The organism is Mycobacterium asiaticum (genome assembly GCF_001673315.1).
Lineage (GTDB): Bacteria > Actinomycetota > Actinomycetes > Mycobacteriales > Mycobacteriaceae > Mycobacterium > Mycobacterium asiaticum_B.
This window is the reverse complement of the sequence record NZ_LZLQ01000124.1, coordinates 81953-104221: the sequence shown is the minus strand read 5'-3', so window position 1 is coordinate 104221 and position 22269 is coordinate 81953. Positions and strand designations below refer to the sequence as shown.

General features: G+C 66.0%; 18 protein-coding genes and 1 tRNA gene. 9 read left to right on the top strand and 10 right to left on the bottom strand.

Translation table 11 applies throughout. The annotated features are described in order from the left end of the window. Positions 1-4 precede the first annotated feature (4 nt). Entirely contained in the window at positions 5-2677 is a 2673-nt protein-coding gene (polA, locus tag A5636_RS19510) for a DNA polymerase I (protein ID WP_155763918.1), read from the bottom strand. A gap of 133 nt (positions 2678-2810) precedes the next feature. Here polA and A5636_RS19505 point away from each other — a divergent pair, with 133 nt between their 5' ends. Continuing rightward, entirely contained in the window at positions 2811-3254 is a 444-nt protein-coding gene (locus A5636_RS19505) for a Zn-ribbon domain-containing OB-fold protein (RefSeq protein ID WP_065160274.1), read from the top strand. Beyond that, positions 3251-4453, top strand: a complete 1203-nt coding sequence (locus tag A5636_RS19500) for a lipid-transfer protein (RefSeq protein ID WP_065160273.1) — start codon at positions 3251-3253, stop codon at positions 4451-4453. The genes A5636_RS19505 and A5636_RS19500 overlap by 4 nt, the downstream gene beginning before the upstream one ends. Before the next feature lie 99 nt (positions 4454-4552). On the opposite strand, the gene A5636_RS19495 is transcribed toward A5636_RS19500, so the two are convergent. After that, entirely contained in the window at positions 4553-5164 is a 612-nt protein-coding gene (locus A5636_RS19495) for an ANTAR domain-containing response regulator (RefSeq protein WP_065160272.1), read from the bottom strand. Positions 5165-5242: 78 nt separating this feature from the next. Between A5636_RS19495 and A5636_RS19490 the strand changes: the two genes are divergently transcribed. The 7 genes from A5636_RS19490 (at position 5243) to cydC (ending at position 13264) form a co-directional block, all read left to right on the top strand. Beyond that, positions 5243-5319, top strand: a tRNA-Leu gene (locus A5636_RS19490). A 66-nt stretch (positions 5320-5385) separates the two neighbouring features. Beyond that, positions 5386-6717: an adenylate/guanylate cyclase domain-containing protein gene (locus A5636_RS19485; protein WP_065160415.1), complete on the top strand. Its 1332-nt coding sequence runs from the start codon at positions 5386-5388 to the stop codon at positions 6715-6717. A 49-nt stretch (positions 6718-6766) separates the two neighbouring features. Next, a complete protein-coding gene (locus A5636_RS19480; RefSeq protein ID WP_437339846.1) occupies positions 6767-7345 on the top strand; it encodes an HdeD family acid-resistance protein in 579 nt (192 codons plus the stop codon). A gap of 68 nt (positions 7346-7413) precedes the next feature. Further along, the gene (locus A5636_RS19475) at positions 7414-8883 is read left to right on the top strand and encodes a cytochrome ubiquinol oxidase subunit I (RefSeq protein ID WP_065160271.1); all 1470 of its coding nucleotides are present in this window, start codon (positions 7414-7416) and stop codon (positions 8881-8883) included. A 28-nt stretch (positions 8884-8911) separates the two neighbouring features. Next, complete coding sequence (gene cydB / locus A5636_RS19470) at positions 8912-9952, top strand: cytochrome d ubiquinol oxidase subunit II (protein ID WP_065160270.1); 1041 nt, start codon at positions 8912-8914, stop codon at positions 9950-9952. 80 nt (positions 9953-10032) lie between these two features. Beyond that, positions 10033-11622, top strand: coding sequence for a thiol reductant ABC exporter subunit CydD (gene cydD / locus A5636_RS19465; protein ID WP_065160269.1), 1590 nt, complete (start codon positions 10033-10035; stop codon positions 11620-11622). Then, positions 11609-13264 (top strand): thiol reductant ABC exporter subunit CydC, encoded by a 1656-nt coding sequence (cydC, locus tag A5636_RS19460; protein ID WP_065160268.1) that lies wholly within the window; start codon positions 11609-11611, stop codon positions 13262-13264. Before cydD ends, cydC begins: the two co-directional genes overlap by 14 nt. Here cydC and A5636_RS19455 read toward each other — a convergent pair. The 8 genes from A5636_RS19455 to trpB form a co-directional block, all read right to left on the bottom strand. Then, a complete protein-coding gene (locus tag A5636_RS19455; RefSeq protein WP_065160267.1) occupies positions 13239-14621 on the bottom strand; it encodes a phosphatidylglycerol lysyltransferase domain-containing protein in 1383 nt (460 codons plus the stop codon). The genes cydC and A5636_RS19455 overlap by 26 nt on opposite strands. Positions 14622-14682: 61 nt before the next feature. Then, entirely contained in the window at positions 14683-15546 is an 864-nt protein-coding gene (locus A5636_RS19450) for an acyl-CoA thioesterase II (protein ID WP_065160266.1), read from the bottom strand. Further along, complete coding sequence (gene pyk / locus A5636_RS19445; protein ID WP_065160265.1) at positions 15547-16965, bottom strand: pyruvate kinase; 1419 nt, start codon at positions 16963-16965, stop codon at positions 15547-15549. A gap of 74 nt (positions 16966-17039) precedes the next feature. Continuing rightward, positions 17040-17456 carry a DUF2752 domain-containing protein gene (locus A5636_RS19440; protein WP_065160264.1) on the bottom strand — a complete coding sequence of 139 codons (417 nt, stop codon included), beginning with the start codon at positions 17454-17456 and terminating at the stop codon, positions 17040-17042. After that, entirely contained in the window at positions 17446-17856 is a 411-nt protein-coding gene (locus tag A5636_RS19435; RefSeq protein ID WP_065160263.1) for an NINE protein, read from the bottom strand. The genes A5636_RS19440 and A5636_RS19435 overlap by 11 nt, the downstream gene beginning before the upstream one ends. Positions 17857-17947: 91 nt before the next feature. Continuing rightward, positions 17948-20206, bottom strand: coding sequence for a prolipoprotein diacylglyceryl transferase (locus A5636_RS19430; protein ID WP_065160262.1), 2259 nt, complete (start codon positions 20204-20206; stop codon positions 17948-17950). Then, positions 20203-21012 carry a tryptophan synthase subunit alpha gene (gene trpA / locus A5636_RS19425; RefSeq protein WP_065160261.1) on the bottom strand — a complete coding sequence of 270 codons (810 nt, stop codon included), beginning with the start codon at positions 21010-21012 and terminating at the stop codon, positions 20203-20205. Before trpA ends, A5636_RS19430 begins: the two co-directional genes overlap by 4 nt. After that, positions 21009-22262 carry a tryptophan synthase subunit beta gene (gene trpB, locus A5636_RS19420; RefSeq protein ID WP_065160260.1) on the bottom strand — a complete coding sequence of 418 codons (1254 nt, stop codon included), beginning with the start codon at positions 22260-22262 and terminating at the stop codon, positions 21009-21011. Before trpB ends, trpA begins: the two co-directional genes overlap by 4 nt. Positions 22263-22269 lie beyond the last annotated feature (7 nt).

The following is a 22269-nucleotide window of genomic DNA, read 5'->3' as shown; positions in this document are numbered from 1 at the left end:
CGGCTCAGTGGGCGGCGGCGTCCCAGCTGCGGCCGTAGCCCACCGACACCTCGAGCGGCACATCCAACGGATAGGCGCCGCCCATCTTGTCGCGGACCAGCGCCTCAAGCTGATCACGTTCCCCGGCCGCGATCTCGAACAGCAACTCGTCGTGCACCTGAAGCAACATTCGGGACGCCAGGCCGGCCTGCTTGATCGCTTTGTCCACCTCGATCATCGCCACCTTGATCAGGTCCGCCGCGCTGCCCTGTATCGGGGCGTTGAGCGCCGCACGCTCGGCGGCCTCACGGACCTGACGGTTGCTGCTGTCCAGCTCGGGCAGGTAACGCCGTCGGCCCAGCACGGTCGAGGTGTAACCGTCCTTGCGGGCCTGTTCGACGACCGCAAACAGGTAGTCGCGCACGCCACCGAACCGGGAGAAGTACTGGTCCATCTGCTCTTTGGCCTCTTCGGTGGAGATCTTGAGCTGGGCGGACAATCCGTAGGCGCTCAACCCGTAGGCCAAGCCATAGGACATCGCCTTGACCCGGCGTCGCAGTTCGCCGGTGACCTCTTCGATCGGCACGCCGAAGGCACGGGAGGCAACGAAGGAATGCAGGTCCTCCCCGGTGTTGAACGCTTCGATCAGCCCCTGATCACGCGACAGGTGCGCCATGATCCGCATCTCGATCTGGCTGTAGTCCGCGGTCATCAGCTCGTGGTAGCCGCTTCCGACGATGAATGCGTCCCGGATCCGGCGGCCGGCGTCGGTGCGGATCGGGATGTTCTGCAAGTTCGGTTCGGTTGAGGACAACCGGCCGGTGGCGGCGATGGTCTGATTGAACGTGGTGTGGATCCGGCCGTCGGCGGCCGCCGAGTTCAGCAGGCCGTCGACGGTGACCTTGAGCCGGGTGACATCGCGGTGGGTCAGCAGATGCTGCAGAAACGGGTGACCGGTCTTTTCAAAAAGACCCTGCACAGCATCCGCGTCCGTGGTGTAACCCGTCTTGGTCCGCTTGGTCTTGGGCATGCCGAGCTCGTCGAACAGCACCACCTGCAGCTGCTTGGGTGAACCGAGGTTGATCTGTTTACCGATCACTGCGTAGGCAGCCTCGGCGGCATCGCGGATCTGCTCGGCGAACTCGCTCTGCAACTCGGTGAGCTTGGCCAGGTCGACGGCGATCCCGGCATGCTCCATCTCGGCCAGCACCTGCTGCACCGGCAGCTCCATCTCACCCAGCAGGGCGGTGGAATCGATGCGGGCCAGTTCGGCATCCAGGGCGTCGGCGAGGTCGGCGACGGCGCGGGCGCGCAGGATGCTGGTCTGGACCGCCTGGTCGTCCGCCCCGCCCGATTCGTCAAGGTCGTCGAGCAGCGAAAGCTGTTGCTGTTCAGGGTTTTCCGCGCGCAGTTCGCGGCGCAGGTAGCGCAACGAGAGATCGTCGAGGGTGAAGCTGCGTTGTCCGGGGCGCACCAGGTAGGCCGCGAGCGCGGTGTCGGAGGTGACACCACCCAGCGTCCAGCCCCGCCCGGTCAGGTCATGGATGGCCAGCTTCGCTTCATGCAGGGCCTTGGGCCTGTCCGGGTCGGACAGCCAGGCCGCCAGCGCGGCGTCGTCCTCGGGGGTCAGCGCGGCGGTGTCGATGTAGGCGCCGTCCCCGTCTGCGGCCGCGATCGCCAGCGCGGTGGCGTCCCCGCCGTGCGGGAGATGAGTGCCCACCACCGTCAATCCCGACCGGCGCCCGTCGTCCGCGTGCTCGGACAGCCACTGGGCCACCGTGCCGGGTTCGAGCGCGCCGCCGCGCACGTCGAAGCCCTCGTCGACCTCCGGTTCTACCGCAGCCAACGTGTCGAACAGGCGGTCTCGCAGGACGCGAAACTCCAGGTCGTCGAAGAGTCGGTGGATCAGGTCGCGGTCCCACGGCTGTAACCGAAGGGTGTCGGGCGTCTGGGCCAGCGGCACGTCCTTGACCAGTTCGGTGAGGTCCCGGTTCAGCACCACGTTGGCCACATGCGCGCGCAACGCGTCGCCCACCTTGCCGCGCACCGAGTCCACGCTATCGACCAGGGACTGCAGCGAGCCGTACTCGATGATCCACTTCGACGCCGTCTTCTCCCCCACGCCAGGAATACCGGGGAGGTTGTCGCTGGGGTCGCCGCGCAGCGCGGCGAAATCCGGGTACTGCCGGGGAGTGAGACCGTATTTCTCGACGACGGCTTCCGGGGTGAAGCGGGTGAGTTCGCTGACACCTTTGCGCGGATAGAGCACCGTCACGTCGTCGCTGACCAACTGCAGCGCGTCACGGTCGCCGGTGACGACCAGCACCCGGTAGCCCTCGTTCTCCGCCTGGGTGGCAAGAGTGGCGATGATGTCGTCGGCTTCGAAACCCGGCTCGGCCAGCACGGTAATGCCCAGTGCGCCAAGCACTTCCTTGGTGATGTCGATCTGACCGTGGAACTCATCGGGAGTCGAGGACCGGTTGGCCTTGTACTCCGGGTAGCGCTCAGAGCGGAAGGTCTGACGCGAGACGTCGAACGCCGCGGCGATATGCGTCGGCGCCTCGTCCCGCAACAGGTTGATCAGCATGGCGGTGAAGCCATAGACCGCGTTGGTGGTCAGGCCCCCGCGTGTCTTGAAGTTCTCCGCCGGCAACGCGTAGAACGCCCGGAACGCCAGCGAATTGCCATCCAGCAGCATCAGCGTCGGTTTTTCGGCCACCCCGCCCGCGTTACTCACGGCTCACACTCTAGGCAACCCGGCTGACACCCGATGCGCCCGGCAGAACTGGAACACGTTTCAGTTTTGCGCCTGGGCTGGGTACGCTGGCCCGGTGCCAGAGGTCAGCATTCCCGAACCCGCGATCGACGGGTGGTTCGCCACCGACGAGGCCGGAAATCCGCATCTGATCGGCAGTAAGTGCGTCAAGTGCGGCACGTTCGTCTTCCCGCCGCGCGACAACAACTGCCCTAATCCGGCGTGTGACGGCGACTCACTAGAGTCCGTCGCGCTGTCGAGGCGCGGCACGTTGTGGAGCTACACCGAGAACCGTTATCCGCCACCGGCCCCCTACCCCGCCGCGGAGCCGTTCGAGCCGTTCGCCATCGCCGCGGTGGAACTGGCCGACGAAGGGATCATCGTGCTGGGCAAGGTGGTCGACGGCACGCTGGCGGCCGATCTGAAGGTCGGCATGGAGATGGAGCTGACCACCATGACGTTGTTCACCGATTCCGACGGGGTCGAACGGACTGTGCACGCGTGGAAGGTCTCGTCATGAGCCCGCCCGAACCGCTGTACATCCTCGGCGCCGGCATGCACCCGTGGGGCAAATGGGGCCGCGACTTCACCGAATACGGCGTGGTCGCCGCGCGGGCGGCGCTGGCCGAAGCCGGCCTGGACTGGCGGCAGATCCAGCTGGTCGCCGGCGCCGACACCATCCGCAACGGCTACCCCGGTTTTATTGCCGGGTCGACCTTCGCGCAGAAGCTCGGATGGAACGGCGTGCCGGTCAGCTCCAGTTATGCGGCATGCGCCAGCGGATCGCAGGCGCTGCAAAGCGCCCGCGCCCACATCCTGGCCGGCTTCTGCGACGTCGCGCTGGTGATCGGCGCCGACACCACACCCAAGGGCGCTTTCGCCCCAGTCGGTGGGGAACGCAAGAATGACCCCGACTGGCAGCGGTTCCACCTGATCGGCGCGATGAACCCGGTGTACTTCGCACTGCTCGCGCGGCGACGGATGGATTTGTACGGCGCGACATCGGAAGACTTCGCGCAGGTGAAGGTCAAGAACTCCCAGCACGGTTTGCAGAACCCGAATGCCCGCTACCGCAAGGAGTCCTCGATCGAGGATGTACTGGCCAGCCCGGTGGTCAGCGATCCGTTGCGCCAGCTGGACATCTGCGCGACCTCCGACGGCGCGGCGGCGCTGATCGTGGCCAGCGCGGAGTTCGCCCGCAAACACCTCGGGTCGTTGGACGGGGTTCCATCGGTGCGCGCCGTCAGCACGGTCACGCCGCAATACCCGCAGCACTTACCCGAATTGCCCGACATCGCAACGGATTCCACCGCCGCCGTAGCGGCACCCGAGCGGGTGTTCAAGGACCAGATCCTTGACGCCGCCTACGCCGAGGCCGGCATCGGGCCCGAGGACGTCAGCCTGGCCGAGGTTTACGACCTGTCCACCGCGCTAGAACTCGACTGGTACGAGCACCTCGGGTTGTGCGCGAAGGGCGAGGCCGAGCAACTGTTGCGCAGCGGGGCGACCGCTCTTGGCGGCAGGGTGCCGGTCAATCCGTCCGGTGGGCTGGCGTGCTTCGGCGAGGCGATCCCCGCTCAGGCGATCGCGCAGGTCTGCGAGTTGACCTGGCAACTGCGGGGGCAGGCCACCGGCCGGCAGGTGGAGAACGCGACCGTCGGCGTCACCGCCAACCAGGGGTTGTTCGGACACGGCTCGTCGGTGGTGGTGGCGCGCTAGACAGCGCTTGGTTCTGGGCGCGAGAGTCCGCGAAATGCCAGCCGCGGCCGCGTGTCGCTGTGCCGACACGCGCCCTCGCCACGGAACGCGAGGCTGCTGTTACTCGGCCTTGTCGAGCGTCTCGAGCACGACCTCGGCGACCCGCTTCATCGACGTCCGCCGGTCCATGGCGGCACGCTGAATCCACTTGAACGCCTCCGGCTCGGTCATGCCCTGCTTCACCTGGAGCAGGCCCTTGGCGCGCTCGACCAGCTTGCGCGTTTCCAATCGCTCGGACAGCGTCGCCACTTCGCGTTCCAACTCAGTCAGCTCACTGAAGCGGCTCACCGCCAGTTCGATGGCCGGAACCAGGTCGCTCGCGGTGAACGGCTTGACCAGATACGCCATGGCTCCGGCGTCGCGGGCACGTTCGACCAGATCCCGCTGGCTGAACGCGGTGAGCACCACAATCGGCGCAATGCGCTTACTGGCTATTTCGGCCGCAGCGTCGATGCCGTCGCGCCGCGGCATCTTCACGTCCATGATCACCAGATCTGGTTTGTGCTGCTCGGCCAGTTCGACGGCTTCTTGCCCGTCACCGGCCTCGCCGACGATGTCGTACCCCTCTTCGCGCAGCATCTCCGCAAGGTCCATGCGGATGAGCGCCTCGTCTTCAGCGATCAGGACCCGCCGCTTCGGAGCGGCGTCAGCGTCGGTGGTTGGGCCGGTCATGACGGATATTGTGTCGTGACGGCTGTGACGGGCGCTCGGGGGGTTCCTCTAAGGTAGGTACCCGGACAGCCGAGACCAGCCCTCGTATCCCAACTGGCAGAGGAAACGGATTCAAAACCCGTACAGTGTGAGTTCGAATCTCACCGAGGGCACCAGGCGCCGTCGCCCACCAATATCGCCACACTCGGTAAATGCCGAGCTCGACGGTTACCCTTGACGTCGTGGCCGCTAAAAAATGCGGTGCCCTCTCAGCTGGCGATGACAGATCCGCAAGCCGGCCAGACTGTGTCGCCGCCGTTCGCACACAGACCCGCGACCTCCGGCAGCACTACGCGGCCAGCGCCGCCCGTCGGGCTCGAATCCTCAACATCGCCGCTTGGTTATCGGTGATCGTCAGCGCGAGCTTCGTCGCTATGCAGTTGCTGTTGGGCACCTGGCTGTGGCAGGTCGTCTCGATCAACATCTGCGCGGCGCTGATCTTTGCCGTCGTTCCCACCCTGCACCGTTTCGGGGATCTGGTGGCACCGCTGACATTCATCACCGCGGCCTATGTCACCGTCTTCGCCAGCTGCTGGGACGTGGGAACCAGCTCGGGCGCACAGCTGTTCTTCATCGTCGGTGCGTGCCTGGTGGTGCTGGTACTGGGTGCCGAACACATCGTGTTGGCCAGCCTGCTGGCAGCGGTAGCAGCGGCGCTGGTCATCGCGACCGAGTTCCTGATCCCCCGCGACACCGGCCTGCAGCCGATCTGGGCCCAGTCTGCGGGCTTCGTCATCACCACGATCTCGGCCTGCGTCATGGTGGTCGTGACGATGTGGTTCGCCTTGCGCGACACCGCTCGCGCGGAAGCCGTCATGGAAGAGCAGTACGAGCGGTCCGAGGCGTTGCTGGCGAACATTCTCCCGGCCAGCATCGCCGAGCGGCTCAAGGAGCCGGAACGGCAGATCATTGCCGACAAGTACGACGAGGCCTCGGTGTTGTTCGCCGATATCGTCGGCTTCACCGAGCGGGCCAGCAACACCGCGCCGGCGGACCTGGTGCGGTTCCTGGACCGGCTGTACGGCGCTTTCGACGAACTCGTCGACAAGCACGACCTGGAAAAGATCAAAGTCACCGGCGATTGCTACATGGTGGTCAGTGGCGTTCCGCGGCCGCGCCCCGATCACGTGCGGGCGTTGGCCGATTTTGCCCTCGAAATGGCCGATGTCGCAGCAACCCTCAAGGATCCGCATGGGCGGGCGGTGCCGCTGCGGGTCGGGTTGGCCACCGGTCCGGTGGTCGCGGGCGTGGTTGGTTCGCGCCGGTTCTTCTACGACGTCTGGGGTGACGCCGTGAACGTCGCCTCGCGAATGGAATCCACCGATTCTGTCGGTCAGATACAAGTGCCCGACGACGTCTACGAACGGCTGAAGGAAGACTTCGTGTTACGCGAGCGCGGCCACATCGACGTCAAGGGCAAGGGATTGATGCGCACTTGGTACCTGGTCGGCCGCAAGGTAAGCGAGCAGCCCGACGAACTACCCGCCGACGAGGCCCACGCCGCGCACGTCTAGGCCGCAAAAGCCCCTATACCAGGCCCATCACTTGCGTCACACTGGTGCCATGGAACCAACCCATGCAGCCCCTGTTCCGACCTCGCCGCCCAGCCTGTTGCCGCACCTGTGGAAATCGACGCTGGCGTCGGGGATCCTGTCAACCGTTCTCGGCGTCGTCGTCTTAGCATGGCCGCAGATATCCGTGCTGGCGGCGGCCATCGCGTTTGGCGTCTACCTGTTGATCACCGGCGCCGCCCAGGTGGTGTTCGCCTTTTCGCTGCATGTCTCGGCGGGCAGTCGCGTCTTGTTGTTCGTCAGCGGTGCGGCATCGCTGATTCTTGCCGTGCTGGCGTTTCGGCACTTCGGGGACGCCGTGCTGTTGCTGGCCATCTGGATCGGGGTCGGGTTCATCTTCCGTGGGGTGGCGACGACCGTTTCGGCCGTCAGCGACCCCCACCTGCCCGGCCGGGGCTGGGCCATCTTCATCGGCGTGATCAGCCTGCTGGCCGGGATCGTGGTGATGGCCTCGCCGTTCAAGTCGATCATCACGCTGGCGCTGGTGGTCGGCATCTGGCTGGTCGTCATCGGGATTTTCGAGGTGGTCTCCGCATTCGGGATCCGCAAAGCGTCACACTCGCTGCGCTAGCACTCACCCAATGCGACTACTACACTCTGTCGTAGTCAATGGTTTAGTCCGCGACCTCGGGAGATGACATGAATGTCGTCGACATATCGCGGTGGCAGTTCGGTATCACCACCGTCTACCACTTCATTTTCGTGCCATTGACCATCGGTCTGGCTCCCCTGCTGGCGATCATGCAGACCGCCTGGGTGGCCACCGATAACGTTGCGTGGTACCGGCTTACCAAGTTCTTCGGCAAGTTGTTCCTGATCAACTTCGCCATCGGCGTCGCGACCGGGATCGTCCAGGAATTCCAGTTCGGCATGAACTGGAGTGAGTACTCGCGCTTCGTCGGCGACGTATTCGGCGCCCCGTTGGCGATGGAAGGCCTGCTCGCCTTCTTCTTCGAATCGACCTTCATCGGGTTGTGGATCTTCGGCTGGGGGCGGCTGCCCAAACTGGTGCACCTGGCCTGCATCTGGATCGTCGCCATCGGCGTCAACGTCTCGGCGTTCTTCATCATTTCGGCGAATTCCTTCATGCAGCACCCGGTGGGCGTGCACTACAACCCGCAGACCCGGCGCGCCGAGCTGACCAACATCTGGGCGCTGCTCACCAACAACACCGGTCTGACGGCGTTCGCGCACACCATCACCGGCGCGCTGCTGACCGCGGGGACCTTCGTCGCGGCCGTCAGCGCATGGTGGTTGGTCCGGTCCCAGACCAGCACTGTGGACCCCGGCACCCGGGCGATGTATCGCCCGGCCACCGTCCTGGGGTGCTGGGTGGTGTTGCTTTCAGCCGTCGGCATGTTCTTCACCGGCGACTTCCAGGGCAAGCTGATGTTCCAACAGCAGCCGATGAAGATGGCGTCGGCAGAATCGTTGTGCGACACCCAGGTCGACCCGGACTTCTCCATCCTCACCGTCGGCAGACAGAACAACTGCGACGCCCTCACCCGGGTGATCGAAGTGCCGTATGTGCTGCCGTTCCTGGCGGAGGGCAAGTTCGAGGGCGTCAAGCTGCAGGGCGTGCGCGACATCCAGCGTGACTACCAGCAGCGGTTCGGGCCGAACGACTACCGCCCCAACCTGTTTGTCACCTATTGGTCGTTCCGCATGATGATCGGCCTGCTGGCCATCCCGATCTTGTTCGCCCTGGTGGCGCTGTGGCTGACGCGCCGCGGCCGGATCCCGAATCAGCGTTGGTTCGGGTTATTCGCCCTACTCACCATTCCGACGCCGTTCCTGGCCAACAGCGCCGGCTGGGTGTTCACCGAGATGGGCCGCCAGCCTTGGCTTGTCGTGCCCAACCCCACCGGTGACCAGAGCGTGCGTCTCAACGTCGCGGCCGGGGTCTCGCACCACGCGCCTGCCATGGTGATCACTTCGCTCACCACCTTCACGTTGATCTACGCCGTACTTGCGGTGATCTGGTTCTGGTTGCTCAAGCGCTACATCGTCGAAGGCCCACAGGAACATGACGCCGAACCCGCTGCGTCTCCACCGGCGGATCAGCAGTCCGATGAGGACGAGGTGAAACCCCTGTCGTTTGCTTACTAAGCCGTCTCACCTGAGATAGGAGTCAACGATGAACCTGCAGGAGTTGTGGTTCGGCTTGATTGCGGCGCTGTTTCTCGGCTTCTTCATCCTCGAGGGTTTCGACTTCGGCGTCGGCATGCTGATGGCGCCTTTCGCGCGGGTCAGCAAGGGCGACAAAGACGCTCACCGGCGGGCGGCGCTCAACACCATCGGTCCCGTCTGGGATGCGAACGAGGTCTGGCTGATCACCGCAGGCGCATCCATGTTCGCCGCCTTCCCGGGCTGGTATGCCACCGTGTTCTCCGCGCTCTACCTGCCGCTGCTGGCCATCCTGTTCGGCATGATCGTCCGCGTTGTCGCCATCGAATGGCGCGGCAAGGTCGACGACCCGAAATGGCGGGGGTTGGCGGACTTGGCGATTGCGGTCGGCTCCTGGCTGCCGGCAGTGTTGTGGGGCACGGCGTTCGCGATCCTGCTGCGCGGCCTTCCCGTGGATGCCGACGGTCAGGTGCACCTGTCAATCGGCGACGTGCTCAACCCCTACACCCTGCTGGGCGGGTTGGCCACCGCGACGTTGTTCATGTTCTACGGCGCGGTGTTCGTGTCGTTGAAGACCGAAGGTTCCATCCGCGACGACGCCCACCGGTTCGCGTTGTGGTTGGCTCTGCCGGCGACGGGACTGGTTGCCGGGTTTGGCATTTGGACCCAACTGGCGCACGGTAAGGACTGGACGTGGGCTGCGCTGGGCGTGGCGGTTGTCGCCCAGCTGATGTCGGTGTTGCTGGTGTGGCGGCGCATTTCTGACGGCTGGGCGTTCTTTTGCACCCTGCTCGTGGTCGCGAGCGTGGTGGTGTTGATGTTCGGTTCGCTCTACCCCAACCTGTTGCCCTCGACGCTGAACAGCCAATGGAACGTCACGATCTACAACGCCTCGTCAACCCCCTACACCCTCATGATCATGACCTGGGTAACGGGCATCATGATTCCGCTGACGGTGGTCTATCAGGGGTGGACGTATTGGGTTTTCCGGCAACGAATCTCGGCTGACCGGATCCCGCCGTCGATCGGGCTGCGAAGGCGCCCCTCCTGACCGCCAAGAGTTCTCGAGCACCACTGGACCCGCGGCTGTGGCGGGCATCCGCGGCGCTACGCGGTTACCTACTCGCCGTAGTGGGCTGTGGAGTGGTGATCTCGGGGTGCGCGATCGGATCGGCGATCGTGCTGGCAAGCATCGTGGCGCGGGTGGTGACCGATCCCGCCGCGCGCTGCGTGCGCTGCTGGGTGATCCCGATGTCAATCGTGCTGGGGCTATGGACAATTCGCACGATCGCGCACTGGTTGCAGGCGCGCCTGGGTCAACGCGGGGCCAGCGCGGTGATCGCAGACCTCAATGGGCAGGTGTTGACCGCGGTGACCGCACGGCAGCCCGACCAGCTGGCCGCGCAGCGTGATTCCGCTGCTGTAGTGGTTACTCGCGGTCTGGACGGATTGCGTCCCTACTTCACCGGGTACCTGCCCACCCTGCTGCTTGCGGCGATACTGACCCCCGCCACCGTGCTGGTCATCGCGCTCTACGACCTGACATCAACACTCATCGTGGGGATCACCCTGCCCCTGATCCCGCTCTTTATGGTGTTGATCGGCCTGGCCACGGCCCAACGATCTGCAAGCGCCCTGGCGGCCATGACGACGTTGCAGTCGCGTCTGCTGGACTTGATCGCCGGGATCCCCACGCTGCGCGCGTTGGGCCGGGCGTCGGGTCCGGAGCAGCGCATCACCGAACTCAGTGCCGCACATCGTCGTTCGGCGATGGCAACGCTGCGGATCGCGTTCCTGTCGGCGCTGGTGCTCGAGTTGCTGGCCACACTGGGCGTCGCGCTGGTCGCCGTCGGTATCGGTCTGCGTCTGGTGTTCGGCGAGATGAACCTCCCCGTCGGGCTGACCGTGCTGTTACTTGCCCCGGATGTGTACTGGCCACTGCGACGCATCGGAGCCGAATTCCATGCCGCCCAGGACGGACGTGCTGCGGCCGATCAAGCTTTCGCACTCATCGGCGAACCGGCGCAGGCGCCGTCCGGGCAGGGGACGGTCACTGCCCGCGGCGCACAGATCCGCCTGGAAAACCTCAGCGTCGCAACCCGAACGGGTAACGCCCCGAACCGCCTGACCGCAGTCATCGATGCGGGCCAGGTGACGGTGCTGACCGGGCCGAACGGCGCCGGCAAGAGCACCGCCCTGCAGGTGATCGCGGGACTGACCGCTGCGGCGTCAGGTCGCGTCACGGTGGCAGGTGTCGACCTCGCCACGCTGGCGCCGGCGCAGTGGTGGCGCCAGTTGTCCTGGCTGCCGCACCGTCCGGTGCTGGTGCCGGGAACCGTTCGAGAGAACCTGCTACTGCTCGGCGAACTGCATGACCTCGATACCGCCTGTGCTGCAGCCGGATTCGATGTCGTGTTGGCTGATCTGCCCGACGGGTTGGACACCGTGTTGGGCCGCGACGGGGTCGGGTTGTCGCTCGGGCAGCGGCAACGGCTCGGTTTGGCGCGGGCTCTGGGATCACCGGCGCCCGTGCTGCTGCTCGACGAACCCACCGCGCACCTGGACGCGGTTACCGAGCAGCGAGTGCTGCGGGCGATTGTCGCCCGTGCACGTGCGGGTGCCACGGTGGTGGTGGTTGGGCACCGCGCACCGGTCCTAGCGATCGGTGATCGGGTGGTCGAGGTGGCTGCCGGAATCGAGGCGCGGTATGCGCCGGTCTGATCTTGGCATCGCCGTCACTGAATTGCTGCGGCCGCGCGTGGCCCGCCTCCTGCTGGCCATCACGCTGGGCGTGCTGTCGCTGGGCAGCGGGCTGGCCCTGGCCGGGGTGTCGGCCTGGTTGATTACCCGCGCCGCCCAGATGCCGCCGGTGCTCGATTTGTCCGTTGCCGTCGTTGCCGTGCGGACCTTCGCGATCTCGCGGGGCGTGCTGCGCTACTGCGAACGCCTGGCCACCCACGATGCCGCATTGCGGGCCGCTGGCACCGCACGTGCACAGATTTATGGCCGGTTGGCCACTGGAACCGCCGCGAGTGCCGTCCGGCTGCACAGCGGCGAGTTGGTGGCCCGGGTGGGTGCGGATGTGGATGCACTGGCCGACGTATTGGTGCGCGCCCTGGTACCCATCGGCGTCGCGGCGGTGCTGTCACTGGCGAGCGTTGTGGTCGTCGGACTCATTTCGCCGTCGGCCGCGCTGGTGTTGGCGGTCTGTTTGATCGTCGCCGGGGTGATCGCACCGTGGCTGGCCGGCCGGGCCGCCGCCGCGCAGGAAGAGGTTGCCGGCCGGCACCACGCCGAACGCGACACCGCGGCGATCCTTGCGCTGCAGCACGCACCCGAACTGCGGATTGCCGGTGCGCTGCCGGGCGTCATCGCCGAATCTCAACGGCGGCAACGGGCCTGGGGCGCAGCGGCCGACGCCGCAGCCCGGCCCGCTGCCGCCGCCGAGGCCATTCCGACCGCGGCCATCGGAGTCAGTGTGCTCGGCGCGGTAGTGGCCGGGATCAGCCTGGGGCCTGCGGTCGCGCCGACAACCCTGGCAGTCCTGATGTTGTTGCCGCTGTCCGCGTTTGAGGCGACCAGCGTGCTCCCCGCTGCGGCGGTCCAATTGACACGGTCCAGGATTGCCGCGCGTCGCCTCCTCGACCTGGCGCCGCCTGTCGTCGACCAGCCGGCCGAAGCGGGGTTGTCTCCGAGCCGTCCGATAGGCCGGTTGCGCGCTGAGGTGGTAGCCGGTCACTCGCCAGCGCAAAGCGCCCGCGCCACGGTCGATCTGGCCCCCGGTACCCGGCTAGCCGTCACCGGTGACAGCGGCTCCGGCAAGACGACGCTACTGATGACCCTGGCCGGGTTGCTGCCACCGGTGCACGGCCAGGTGACGCTGGACGGAGTGGACCTGCGGCGAATCCGGGAACCCGAACTACGCCGCGCAGTCACCTTCTTCGCCGAAGACGCGCACCTCTTCGCGACCACGGTCCGGGACAACCTGCTGGTCGCCCGGGGCGATTGCGGCGATGACGAACTCACCGAAGCCCTGGAAGTCGTGGGTTTGGGCGGTTGGCTGGCCGGTCTCCCCGAGGGTTTGTCGACGGTGTTGACCGGCGGCGCTGAAGCGGTTTCGGCGGGCCAGCGGCGGCGGTTGCTGTTGGCCCGAGCGGTGCTCTCCCCCGCGGGAATCGTGCTGCTCGACGAACCCACCGAACATCTCGACGCCGTCGACGCCGAGCAGGTACTGCGCCGGCTCCTGGTGCCCGGTGCGGGGCTGATACCCGGCGGCAAAACGGTTGTGGTGGCGACCCACCACCTCCCGCGTCACCTAGACTGCGCCGAATTACCGATCACAGCCTTCGCCGGCGTGGCATGAATTCGAGCGACAGCAGCACGAACATCAACGGCACCACCTGAGTCAGCGTCACCAGCGCGTACCGTCGCGCGTCCAGGGCGTGAAACTTGCGCACGTAGCGGGCCAGTGACTCGAGTGCGATGAACGGGTCCAGCAGATGAAGCAACGCATAGCCGCACTGACGCGCCCAGCCGCGCCGGTCATCGGCGAAAAGGTCAGCGAACGCGGCAAAGGCCAGCGATACCCGTTGCGCCCCAACCGCTCTGGCGGCGATGATCATATCCACGCTCAGTCGTTCGTCAATACCGTTTGGTGCACCGCGGCGCCGCCAGGGCACATCGAGGGTGAGGTCCTTACCGCCACCGGCCGTCGCGTACCGATGAAAGCCCTGAACCGTGCCCGTCGCGTCCCTTGCGATGATCAGCTGGGCCCCGGGATAGCGGCCCTCCAGCACGCCGTCCAGGTTCATGCAGAAACCTCGATCGCAGTGGGCTCCTTTCGGGGATGCCCGCAGCACTGTCGCCAACTCCCGCCGCAATCGTGGAACGAGTTCTCGCTCGTTGACGATCTCCGTGGTGATACCGCGGTTGTAGGTGCGGCTCACGGCCTGACGGAGATTACGGAACTTGCGTCCTGCCAGGTCAAATGTGGTTGCGTCGACGACGACGTCGCGTCCAATTGCTATGGCGTGCAATGATTGTCCGACTTCGGCAGACTCCCATAACCCTAGCCGGCGTTCGCTGCAACCGACCACCACCATCCGCCAGCCATACGTGTGACACATGGCGGCGAAATCGACAACGAGGTGGCGGAAGCGCCTCTCGTCGCCAATGGGATCTCCGGCGACCACCGCAAACCCGAATCGGGTACGGTAGGCCAGCGCCGCGGCGCCGGTCACGTCGAAGTGGTAACACTTGCCCGCCTGCATGGTGAACGGCGCCAACGGATCATTGCTGGTGGCATCGATCAACGCCCACACCCGCGGCAGATCGGCAGGCTGCGGACGCGCTGCCGTCGGCCACATCAACGCCAAACCGGCTGCGGCTATCGTCAACTCCCCCAGCAACTCCAACGCCAATACGTGCGCCGCCAGCCCGGCGACGAGCAACGCGCCGGCGGCCGCCGCGTGCAGCGTGGTGACCGGACGGCCAAGACAGATGCCCCGCACCACGAACACCGCGGCCGCCAGTATCGTCAGGGACCAGCCAAGCCGGCCGGCGTGAGCAAGCACGGCGAACAGCCAGCATGCGGTGCCCGCCAGAGCGAAGGCACCAAGATAGCGGGCCCGCCGCGAATCGACGTGCAGGACAACACGTTCGTGCGCCCGCAGGCTGTGCAACCCCGGTATGGCATGGACGGTCGATGATTTCACCCGCACCTCCTCGTAGAGCTGCGTCTACACCGACGTTACGCCTTCTCGTCGTTTCTGCCCGGCCCTATCAGCGGACGGTCGGGAAGTACTTCAGGACGCCCTCTTGCACCACCGAGGCGACGACTTGACCTGCGCGGTCGAAGAAATGCCCGGTGCCCAATCCGCGCGAGTCCGCGGCCACGGGTGAGGTCGTCGAATACAGCACCCAGTCATTGAAATCGACCTGCCGGTGGAACCACACCGAATGGTTTGCCGATGCGGCGAAGATACGGTCGAAACCCCACGACAGACCGTGCCTGGTTATCACCGAGTCCAACACGGTGGTGTCCGAGGAGTACAGCATCGTCGCGGTGTGCAGCACCGGATCGGCGGGCACCGTGCCCAGCGCTTTGAGCCAAACCCGGTTGTGGTCAAGGCGATCGCCCTTGTCCCGCATCACCCAGGCGGGGTCGTTGGTGTAGCGCCAGTCGACGGGTTGCAGCGCGTTGACGAAGAGCGGGACGGTTTCCTCGTAACCGCGCAGCAGCTCGCCGATAGGGGGCAGGCTTTCCGGGTCAGCCACTTCGGGCGGTTCGACAGCGTGCTCGAGCCCGCGGCCCCCGGACATGTAGGAGATCATCGCCGAGGACAACAACATTTCGCCCTGCACGGCGTCCACGCGCCGGTTGGCGAAACGCCGTTCGTCACGTAGCGGCACGACGTGGAATTCGATGTCCTTGGACGTGTCACCGCCATTGACGAAATGCACCGACATCGCGCTGGGCGGCAGGTCGTCGCGGGTCAGGGTGCGGCTACTGGCCACGAAGGATTGCGCCATGAGTTGCCCGCCGAACGTGCGCATCGGGGTCTTGCTGGGATGGGAGCCGCTGAACCGGTTCTCGGCAATTCGGTTGAGGCTCAGCACATCCAGCAGTTCCTGGAAATCAGACAATCAGACGTCGTCCTCGCCGATCCGGTGCACGTGGATCAGGTTGGTCGACCCGACGGTGCCCGGCGGCGCACCCGCGACGATGACCACCAGGTCGCCCCGCTTGTAGCGACCGAGTGCCAGCAGCGACTTGTCGACCTCGCGGATCATGCCGTCAGTCGTCTTCATGTGCGGGACGATGAACGTCTCGGTCCCCCACGTCATGGCAAGCTGGCTGCGCACCTCGGGCAGGTCGGTGAAAGCCAGCAGCGGCAGCGGGGTGTGCAGGCGGGCGAGCCGGCGCACGGTGTCACCGGATTGCGTGAAGGCGACCAGGGCCTTGGCGTCGAGTCGCTCGCCGATGTCGCGGGCGGCATAGGAGATCACCCCACGTTTGGTGCGCGGCACGTGCGTCAGCGGGGGCGCCGCTGTCGAGTTCTCCTCGACCGCGCACACGATCCGCGACATCGTCTTGACCGCCTGCAGCGGGTACTTGCCCACCGAGGTTTCACCGGACAGCATCAGCGCGTCGGCGCCGTCGAGCACGGCGTTGGCGACGTCGGACGCCTCGGCGCGGGTCGGCCGCGAATTCTCGATCATCGAGTCGAGCATCTGAGTCGCCACGATGACCGGTTTGGCGTTCTCCCGGGCCATTTGGATGGCCCGCTTCTGTACCAGCGGGACCTCTTCCAACGGCAGCTCGACCCCGAGGTCGCCGCGCGCCACCATGATGGCGTCGAACGCCAGCACGATCGCCTCGAGGTTGTCGACCGCTTCGGGCTTCTCCAGCTTGGCGATCACCGGTACCCGCCGCCCCGCCCGGTCCATCACCTCGTGCACGAGATCAACGTCCGACGGCGAACGCACGAAGGACAGTGCGACCATGTCGACGCCGAGGTTCATCGCGAACGTCAGGTCCTCGATGTCCTTTTCGGACAGCGCCGGTGCGGACACGCTCATCCCCGGCAGCGAGATCCCCTTGTTGTTGCTGACCGGACCGCCCTCGACCACTTTGCACACCACGTCGTCACCGTCGACGTGGTCGACGACAAGACCGACCTTGCCGTCGTCGACGAGCACCCGGTCACCGGCCGAGGCGTCCTGGGCCAGTCTCTTGTACGTGGTGGATACGCGGTCGTGACTGCCTTCGCAATCGGCGACGGTGATCCGGATCGTCTCGCCGTCTTTCCACTGCGTCGGCCCGTCCGCGAAACGCCCGAGTCTGATCTTTGGGCCCTGCAGGTCGCACAGCACACCTACCGCGCGGCCGGTGGCATCCGAGGCCGACCGGACGCGTTTGTAGGCGGCTTCGTGGTCGCTGTAGTCACCGTGGCTGAAATTCATTCGGGCGACGTCCATACCAGCTTCGACCAGCGCCCTGACCAGGTCATCCTGTTGGGTAGCCGGTCCGAGAGTGCAGACGATCTTTCCGCGTCTAGTCACGACGTCACAGCATAGTCGCGCTTGTTGTGATGGGGCGTGCGGAACGCGCGGCGGGCACAACTATCCCTGCATGTTCAGCCGGTGAGGACGGTGGGCATCAACGGGAAACCGGGCAGGTTGCGTACCACCGTCCAGGCAGTCATCAGCACTACCGCCGCCACGGTGGTCTGGATGGGCAACCAGGACCGCCCGCGCCACCGGCGCGCCAGGACCCACACCGCCAGCAACGGGAGGCCGACGAGCAGAAAGGCGTTGTCGTTGATGCTGGCGGCGAGATCGCCGTGCAACAGGTCATGGGTCATTCTCAGTCCGCCGCAGGCTGGGCAGTTCCAGCCGGTGAGCCACCTGAACGGGCACTGCGGGTAGATCGTGTGCGGGCTATGCGGATCGGCGAGTCCGACGTAGAGCAGCGCTCCGGACAAGGCCACTGCGGCACCGGCGGCGGCAAGGCCGCGGTGTTGCGTCGCTGGGGTGGACGTGTCAGGTGCCATCGCGCAACGGGCGGCCCTGCGGGTCGTTCACCTTGTCGGTCAGGATCATCAACGCGTCGATGGTGCCCCAGATGACGGCGCCCAGCCCGCATGTCACCCAGCCGACGAGGAGTTGCGCGATACCCAAACCGACATACCCGGCATACATGCGGCCAATGCCGGCGAGGCCGAAGAGTCCGAGCAGCTGCAGCAAACCCGCGACGGTCTTCGATTTGTCTGAATAGGGTTGCCCGGTGACGGGATGACGACCGAATGGCGCCGACGGATCATAGCCCGCGCTGTATTGCGGGTATGACGGATATGGCGGCGGGAAGGGCGGTGGCGGATACCCCTGCCCCTCGGGTGGGGGGCCTGGTTGCGCAGCACCGGGCCACGGCTGCTCAGTCACGGGGTTCAGCATGCCAGATCTTGCTGGCGGCTGCCCTAGCGTCGCTGCGTATGGGCTGGGGTGCGGCGAGGCAGCTTGCGCGGGCTGGTGGTTCGCCGCCGCGTTATCGACGCTGCCGTCTGAGCCGGGACCGCCAGCGCCGCCGTTCTGCCTCGGGGGCTTGCGGCGCCGTAGTCGATGCGGGTTCAGTTTCGCCGCCAGCGATTTCTTCTGGTGTTGCGGCGTCGGCCTCGTCCACCGGCTCCTCGGTGGTCGGCTCGCCTTCGGGCTCGTCAGCCTCGACAGCTGCGTCCTCGCGCTCGTCCGGGACGTCCGCAGATTCCGGCTCCGCGGCCTCAGCGTCCGCGATCGCCTCGGCCTCAGCGTCCGCGATCGCCTCGGCCTCTACGACCTCGGCCTGCTCGGACTTGGGCTCCTGGACGCCGACATCGCCAACCGCATCCTCGACAATTTCCGGTTCAAGCACCTCAGCTTCAGCGGCTTCAGCGGCTTCTGCGTCGGGCTCCGCTACCTCGGGCTCAACCTCAACCGGTACGGCTTCCTCGGCGTCAGCCTCGTCGAGCACCGAAGCAAGCTCCGCGTCCTCGGCGTTAGCCTCCGCGCTAACGTCGGCCTCGACCGCCTCGGCTTGGTCGGACTCGGGCTCCTGGACGCCGACATCGCCAACCGCATCCTCGACAATTTCCGGTTCAAGCACCTCGGCTTCAGCGGCTTCAGCGGCTTCTGCGTCGGGCTCCGCTACCTCGGGCTCGACCTCAACCGGTACGGCTTCCTCGGCGTCGGCCTCGTCGAGCACCGAAGCAAGCTCCGCCTCCTCGGCGTCAGCCTCCCCAACCTCGGCCTCCACCTCCTCGGCCTGCTCGGACACGGGCTCCTGGACGCCGACGTCGCCAACCGCATCCTCGACGATTACCGGTTCAAGCTCGGGTTCGACGACCTCGGCTTCAGCAGCTTCAGCGTCCGGTTCGCCGAGAACTGCCGCAGGGTCCACCTCTTCGGCTTCGTTCTCACCAGCCTCGGTCTCAATTGCCTCGGCTTGCTCGGATTTGGGTTCCTGGGCCTCAGCGTCGCCGTCTGCCGGCTCGAGGGCTACGGCTTGCTCGGAATCCGGCTCCTCAGAAATAGCCTCGGCTTCAGGCTCGACTTCGGGCTCGGCTCCGGCGTCCTCGAGCGCTACCTCGACCTCGTCCAACTCCCTGGGCTCCGCTTCGTCAGCCTCGGCATCGCCGGCTTCGGCTTCCTCTACCGCCTCACCCTGCTCGGCCTCGGCCAGCGCGGCCTCGACTTCCGCGATCTCCACCTCGGGTTCGTCGCCGCCGACCGCTGCGTCGGCGTCCTGTCCGGTCGCGGGCTCGGCACTCCCGGCCGCCGCATCGTGCTCGGCACTCCCGGCTGACACATCGGGCTCGTCACCGGCGGCGATTGCGGCCGCGCTAGACCCCGCGCCCACAGTCGCCAGTTCCGTCTCCTCCTCCTCCTCGGTGACATCCGCATCCGGGCCACGCAGAGTCTCCGGATCCTCGCGGCCTTTCGGCGCCAGGATGATGTAAACGACCGCTCCGATGAAGACGAACGTCGACGTGAACGTGTTCACCCGGATACCCGCGATATGCGTGGCCGTGTCGTCGCGCAGCAGTTCCACGCCGAATCGCCCGAGGCAGTAGAGCGCGACGTACGACGCGAACAGACGCCCGTGCCCGAGCCGGAAACGGCGGTCCAGGTACAGAAGGGCGCCGAATACCAAGAGGTTCCAGATCAATTCGTACAGAAAAGTCGGCTGCACGATGAGGGCCACCTGACCCGTCGACACACCGTCCAGCGAATGGACGTCGACAAATCCGGCGGGGTCGCGGCGATAGAAGATCTCCAGACCCCACGGCAACGTCGTTTCACGCCCGTACAACTCTTGATTGAAGTAATTACCAAGCCGTCCGATTGCCTGGGCCAACACCACACCAGGGGCCACCGCATCGATGAAAGCGGGCAACGGGATCTCGCGGCGGCGACAGCCGATCCAGGCACCCACCACACCGAGCGCAACGGCACCCCAGATACCCAGGCCGCCGTCCCAGATCCGTACCGCCGCAGCCAGACCGGCGCCGCCCGGACCCCAATACGTCTGCCAATCAGTAATCAGGTGATACAGGCGGCCGCCAATCAAACCGAACGGAACTGTCCACAACGCGATGTCGTAGATCACGCCCCGCTCCCCGCCGCGGGCGGCCCACCGCCGGTCGCCGATCAGCAGCGCAGCAAGGATGCCGACGATGATGAAGAACGCGTAGGCGCGGATGGGCAAGGGCCCCAGGTGCCAGACCCCACGCGGCGGGCTCGGAATGTAGGCGAGCAAGGTTGTTCTCATGCAGAGGCTCTCTGGCGCACACCGGCCGCGAGTTCCTCCGTCAACGCCTGCAGCGCAGGCAGACCCTCCCCCAGCGCGGAAACCAACGCCGACCCCACGATGACGCCGTCGGCATAGCTGCCGATCTGGGCGGCCTGCTGTCGCGATCGCACACCCAGGCCGACCCCAACGGGTATGTCGGACACCGCCTTCACCCGCTCCACCAACTCGGGCGCGGCGTCAGACACCGCATCGCGGGCGCCGGTCACCCCCATGGTCGAGGCCGCGTAGACGAACCCGCGGGATGCCGCGACTGTGGTGACCAGCCGCTCCTGTGCCGATGACGGCGCTACCAGGAAAATGCGATCCAACCCGTGCTCCTCGGACGCTGCCAGCCACTGTTGCGCCTCGTCCGGAATCAGATCGGGGGTGATCAGGCCATCTCCGCCAGCTGCAGCCAGGTCTCGAGCAAAAGCATCAATCCCGTAGCGCAGCACCGGGTTCCAATAGGTCATCACCACGGCACGTCCGCCGGCCCCGGTGATCGCCTCGACCGCCGCCAAGGTGTCGCGAACGCGCACTCCGCCGCTCAGCGCTTGCTCGGTGGCCCGCTGGATAGTGGGGCCGTCCATACCCGGATCCGAATACGGCACACCGACTTCGATGATGTCGCAACCGGAATCGACCAATGCCGTCATCGCCCGCACCGACGTCGGTACATCCGGAAACCCGGTCGGCAGATAACCGATCAGGGCCGCACGGCCGTCGGCTCGGCAGGCGTCGAACAGGGACCCCAGTTTGCTTACGCCGCTGTGCTGCAGTGTCATCGCTCGTCCAGCAGACCGAACCACTTCGCGGCAGTCTCCACGTCCTTGTCACCGCGGCCCGACAGGTTCACCACAATGATGGCGCCGCTACCCAATTCGCGACCCAGCTTCAAAGCGCCCGCCACCGCGTGCGCGGATTCGATAGCCGGGATGATCCCTTCCAATCGGGACAGCACGCCGAACGCCTCCATCGCCTCGGTATCGGTAATCGGCTCGTACTGGACGCGTCCGAGGTCCTTGAGCCAGGCGTGCTCAGGCCCCACCCCGGGATAGTCCAAACCCGCTGAGATGGAATGCGATTCGATGGTCTGCCCGTCCTCGTCCTGCAGCAGATACGAGAACGATCCCTGGAACGCTCCCGGCGAACCGCCGGTGAAAGTGGCTGCATGCCTGCCGGTTTCGACGCCGTCACCGGCGGCTTCGTAGCCCACCAGTCGCACACCGGGATCGTCGAGGAACGCGTGGAAGATGCCGATCGCATTGGATCCGCCACCCACACAGGCGACTACCGCGTCTGGCAGCCGGCCCGCCTGCTGCTGTATCTGGACGCGGGCCTCCAATCCGATGATCCGCTGAAAGTCACGCACCATGGTGGGGAATGGATGTGGCCCGGCGGCCGTGCCGAAGCAGTAATAGGTGCTGTCAGCGTTGGTCACCCAGTCCCGGAACGCCTCATTGATGGCGTCCTTGAGCGTCCTGGACCCGGTTTCCACTGAAACGACCCTGGCGCCCAACAGTCGCATCCGCGCCACATTGAGAGCCTGGCGCGCGGTGTCGACGGCACCCATGTAGATGATGCAGTCCAGGCCGAGCAGTGCGCACGCGGTTGCGGTGGCAACCCCGTGCTGACCTGCCCCGGTTTCGGCGATCACCCGGGTCTTGCCCATTCTGCGCGCCAGCAAAGCCTGTCCCAGCACGTTGTTGATTTTGTGAGAACCGGTGTGGTTCAGGTCTTCTCGCTTCAGGAAGATCCGCGCCGACCCGGCCTCACCGCCGAGACGGGTGGTCTCATAAAGCGGTGACGGTCGGCCCGCGTAGTGCTTCTGCAGCTTGTCGAGAGTGTCCAGGAAATCCTGGTTGACGCGTTCCTTCTCATAAGCGGTAGTGACCTCGTCGATCACCGCCATCAGCGCCTCGGGTACGTACCGACCGCCGTAAACGCCGAAATGCCCGCCCTGATCAGGGTCGTGGTGGGTGCGTTCGACGACGGCGGCACTGGTGCGTGGGATATCCGGGGATAGGTCGGCCATCAGAAAG

Bases quoted from the DNA above. Each gene is read 5' to 3' on its own strand.
- polA (WP_155763918.1), bottom strand. From the start codon at position 2,677: ATGCTGCTGGATGGCAATTCGCTGGCGTTCCGGGCGTTCTACGCGTTG.
- A5636_RS19500 (WP_065160273.1), top strand. From the start codon at position 3,251: ATGAGCCCGCCCGAACCGCTGTACATCCTCGGCGCCGGCATGCACCCG.
- A5636_RS19495 (WP_065160272.1), bottom strand. From the start codon at position 5,164: ATGACCGGCCCAACCACCGACGCTGACGCCGCTCCGAAGCGGCGGGTC.
- A5636_RS19480 (WP_437339846.1), top strand. From the start codon at position 6,767: ATGGAACCAACCCATGCAGCCCCTGTTCCGACCTCGCCGCCCAGCCTG.
- A5636_RS19475 (WP_065160271.1), top strand. From the start codon at position 7,414: ATGAATGTCGTCGACATATCGCGGTGGCAGTTCGGTATCACCACCGTC.
- cydB (WP_065160270.1), top strand. From the start codon at position 8,912: ATGAACCTGCAGGAGTTGTGGTTCGGCTTGATTGCGGCGCTGTTTCTC.
- cydC (WP_065160268.1), top strand. From the start codon at position 11,609: ATGCGCCGGTCTGATCTTGGCATCGCCGTCACTGAATTGCTGCGGCCG.
- A5636_RS19440 (WP_065160264.1), bottom strand. From the start codon at position 17,456: ATGGCACCTGACACGTCCACCCCAGCGACGCAACACCGCGGCCTTGCC.
- A5636_RS19435 (WP_065160263.1), bottom strand. From the start codon at position 17,856: ATGCTGAACCCCGTGACTGAGCAGCCGTGGCCCGGTGCTGCGCAACCA.
- A5636_RS19430 (WP_065160262.1), bottom strand. From the start codon at position 20,206: ATGAGAACAACCTTGCTCGCCTACATTCCGAGCCCGCCGCGTGGGGTC.
- trpA (WP_065160261.1), bottom strand. From the start codon at position 21,012: ATGACACTGCAGCACAGCGGCGTAAGCAAACTGGGGTCCCTGTTCGAC.
- trpB (WP_065160260.1), bottom strand. From the start codon at position 22,262: ATGGCCGACCTATCCCCGGATATCCCACGCACCAGTGCCGCCGTCGTC.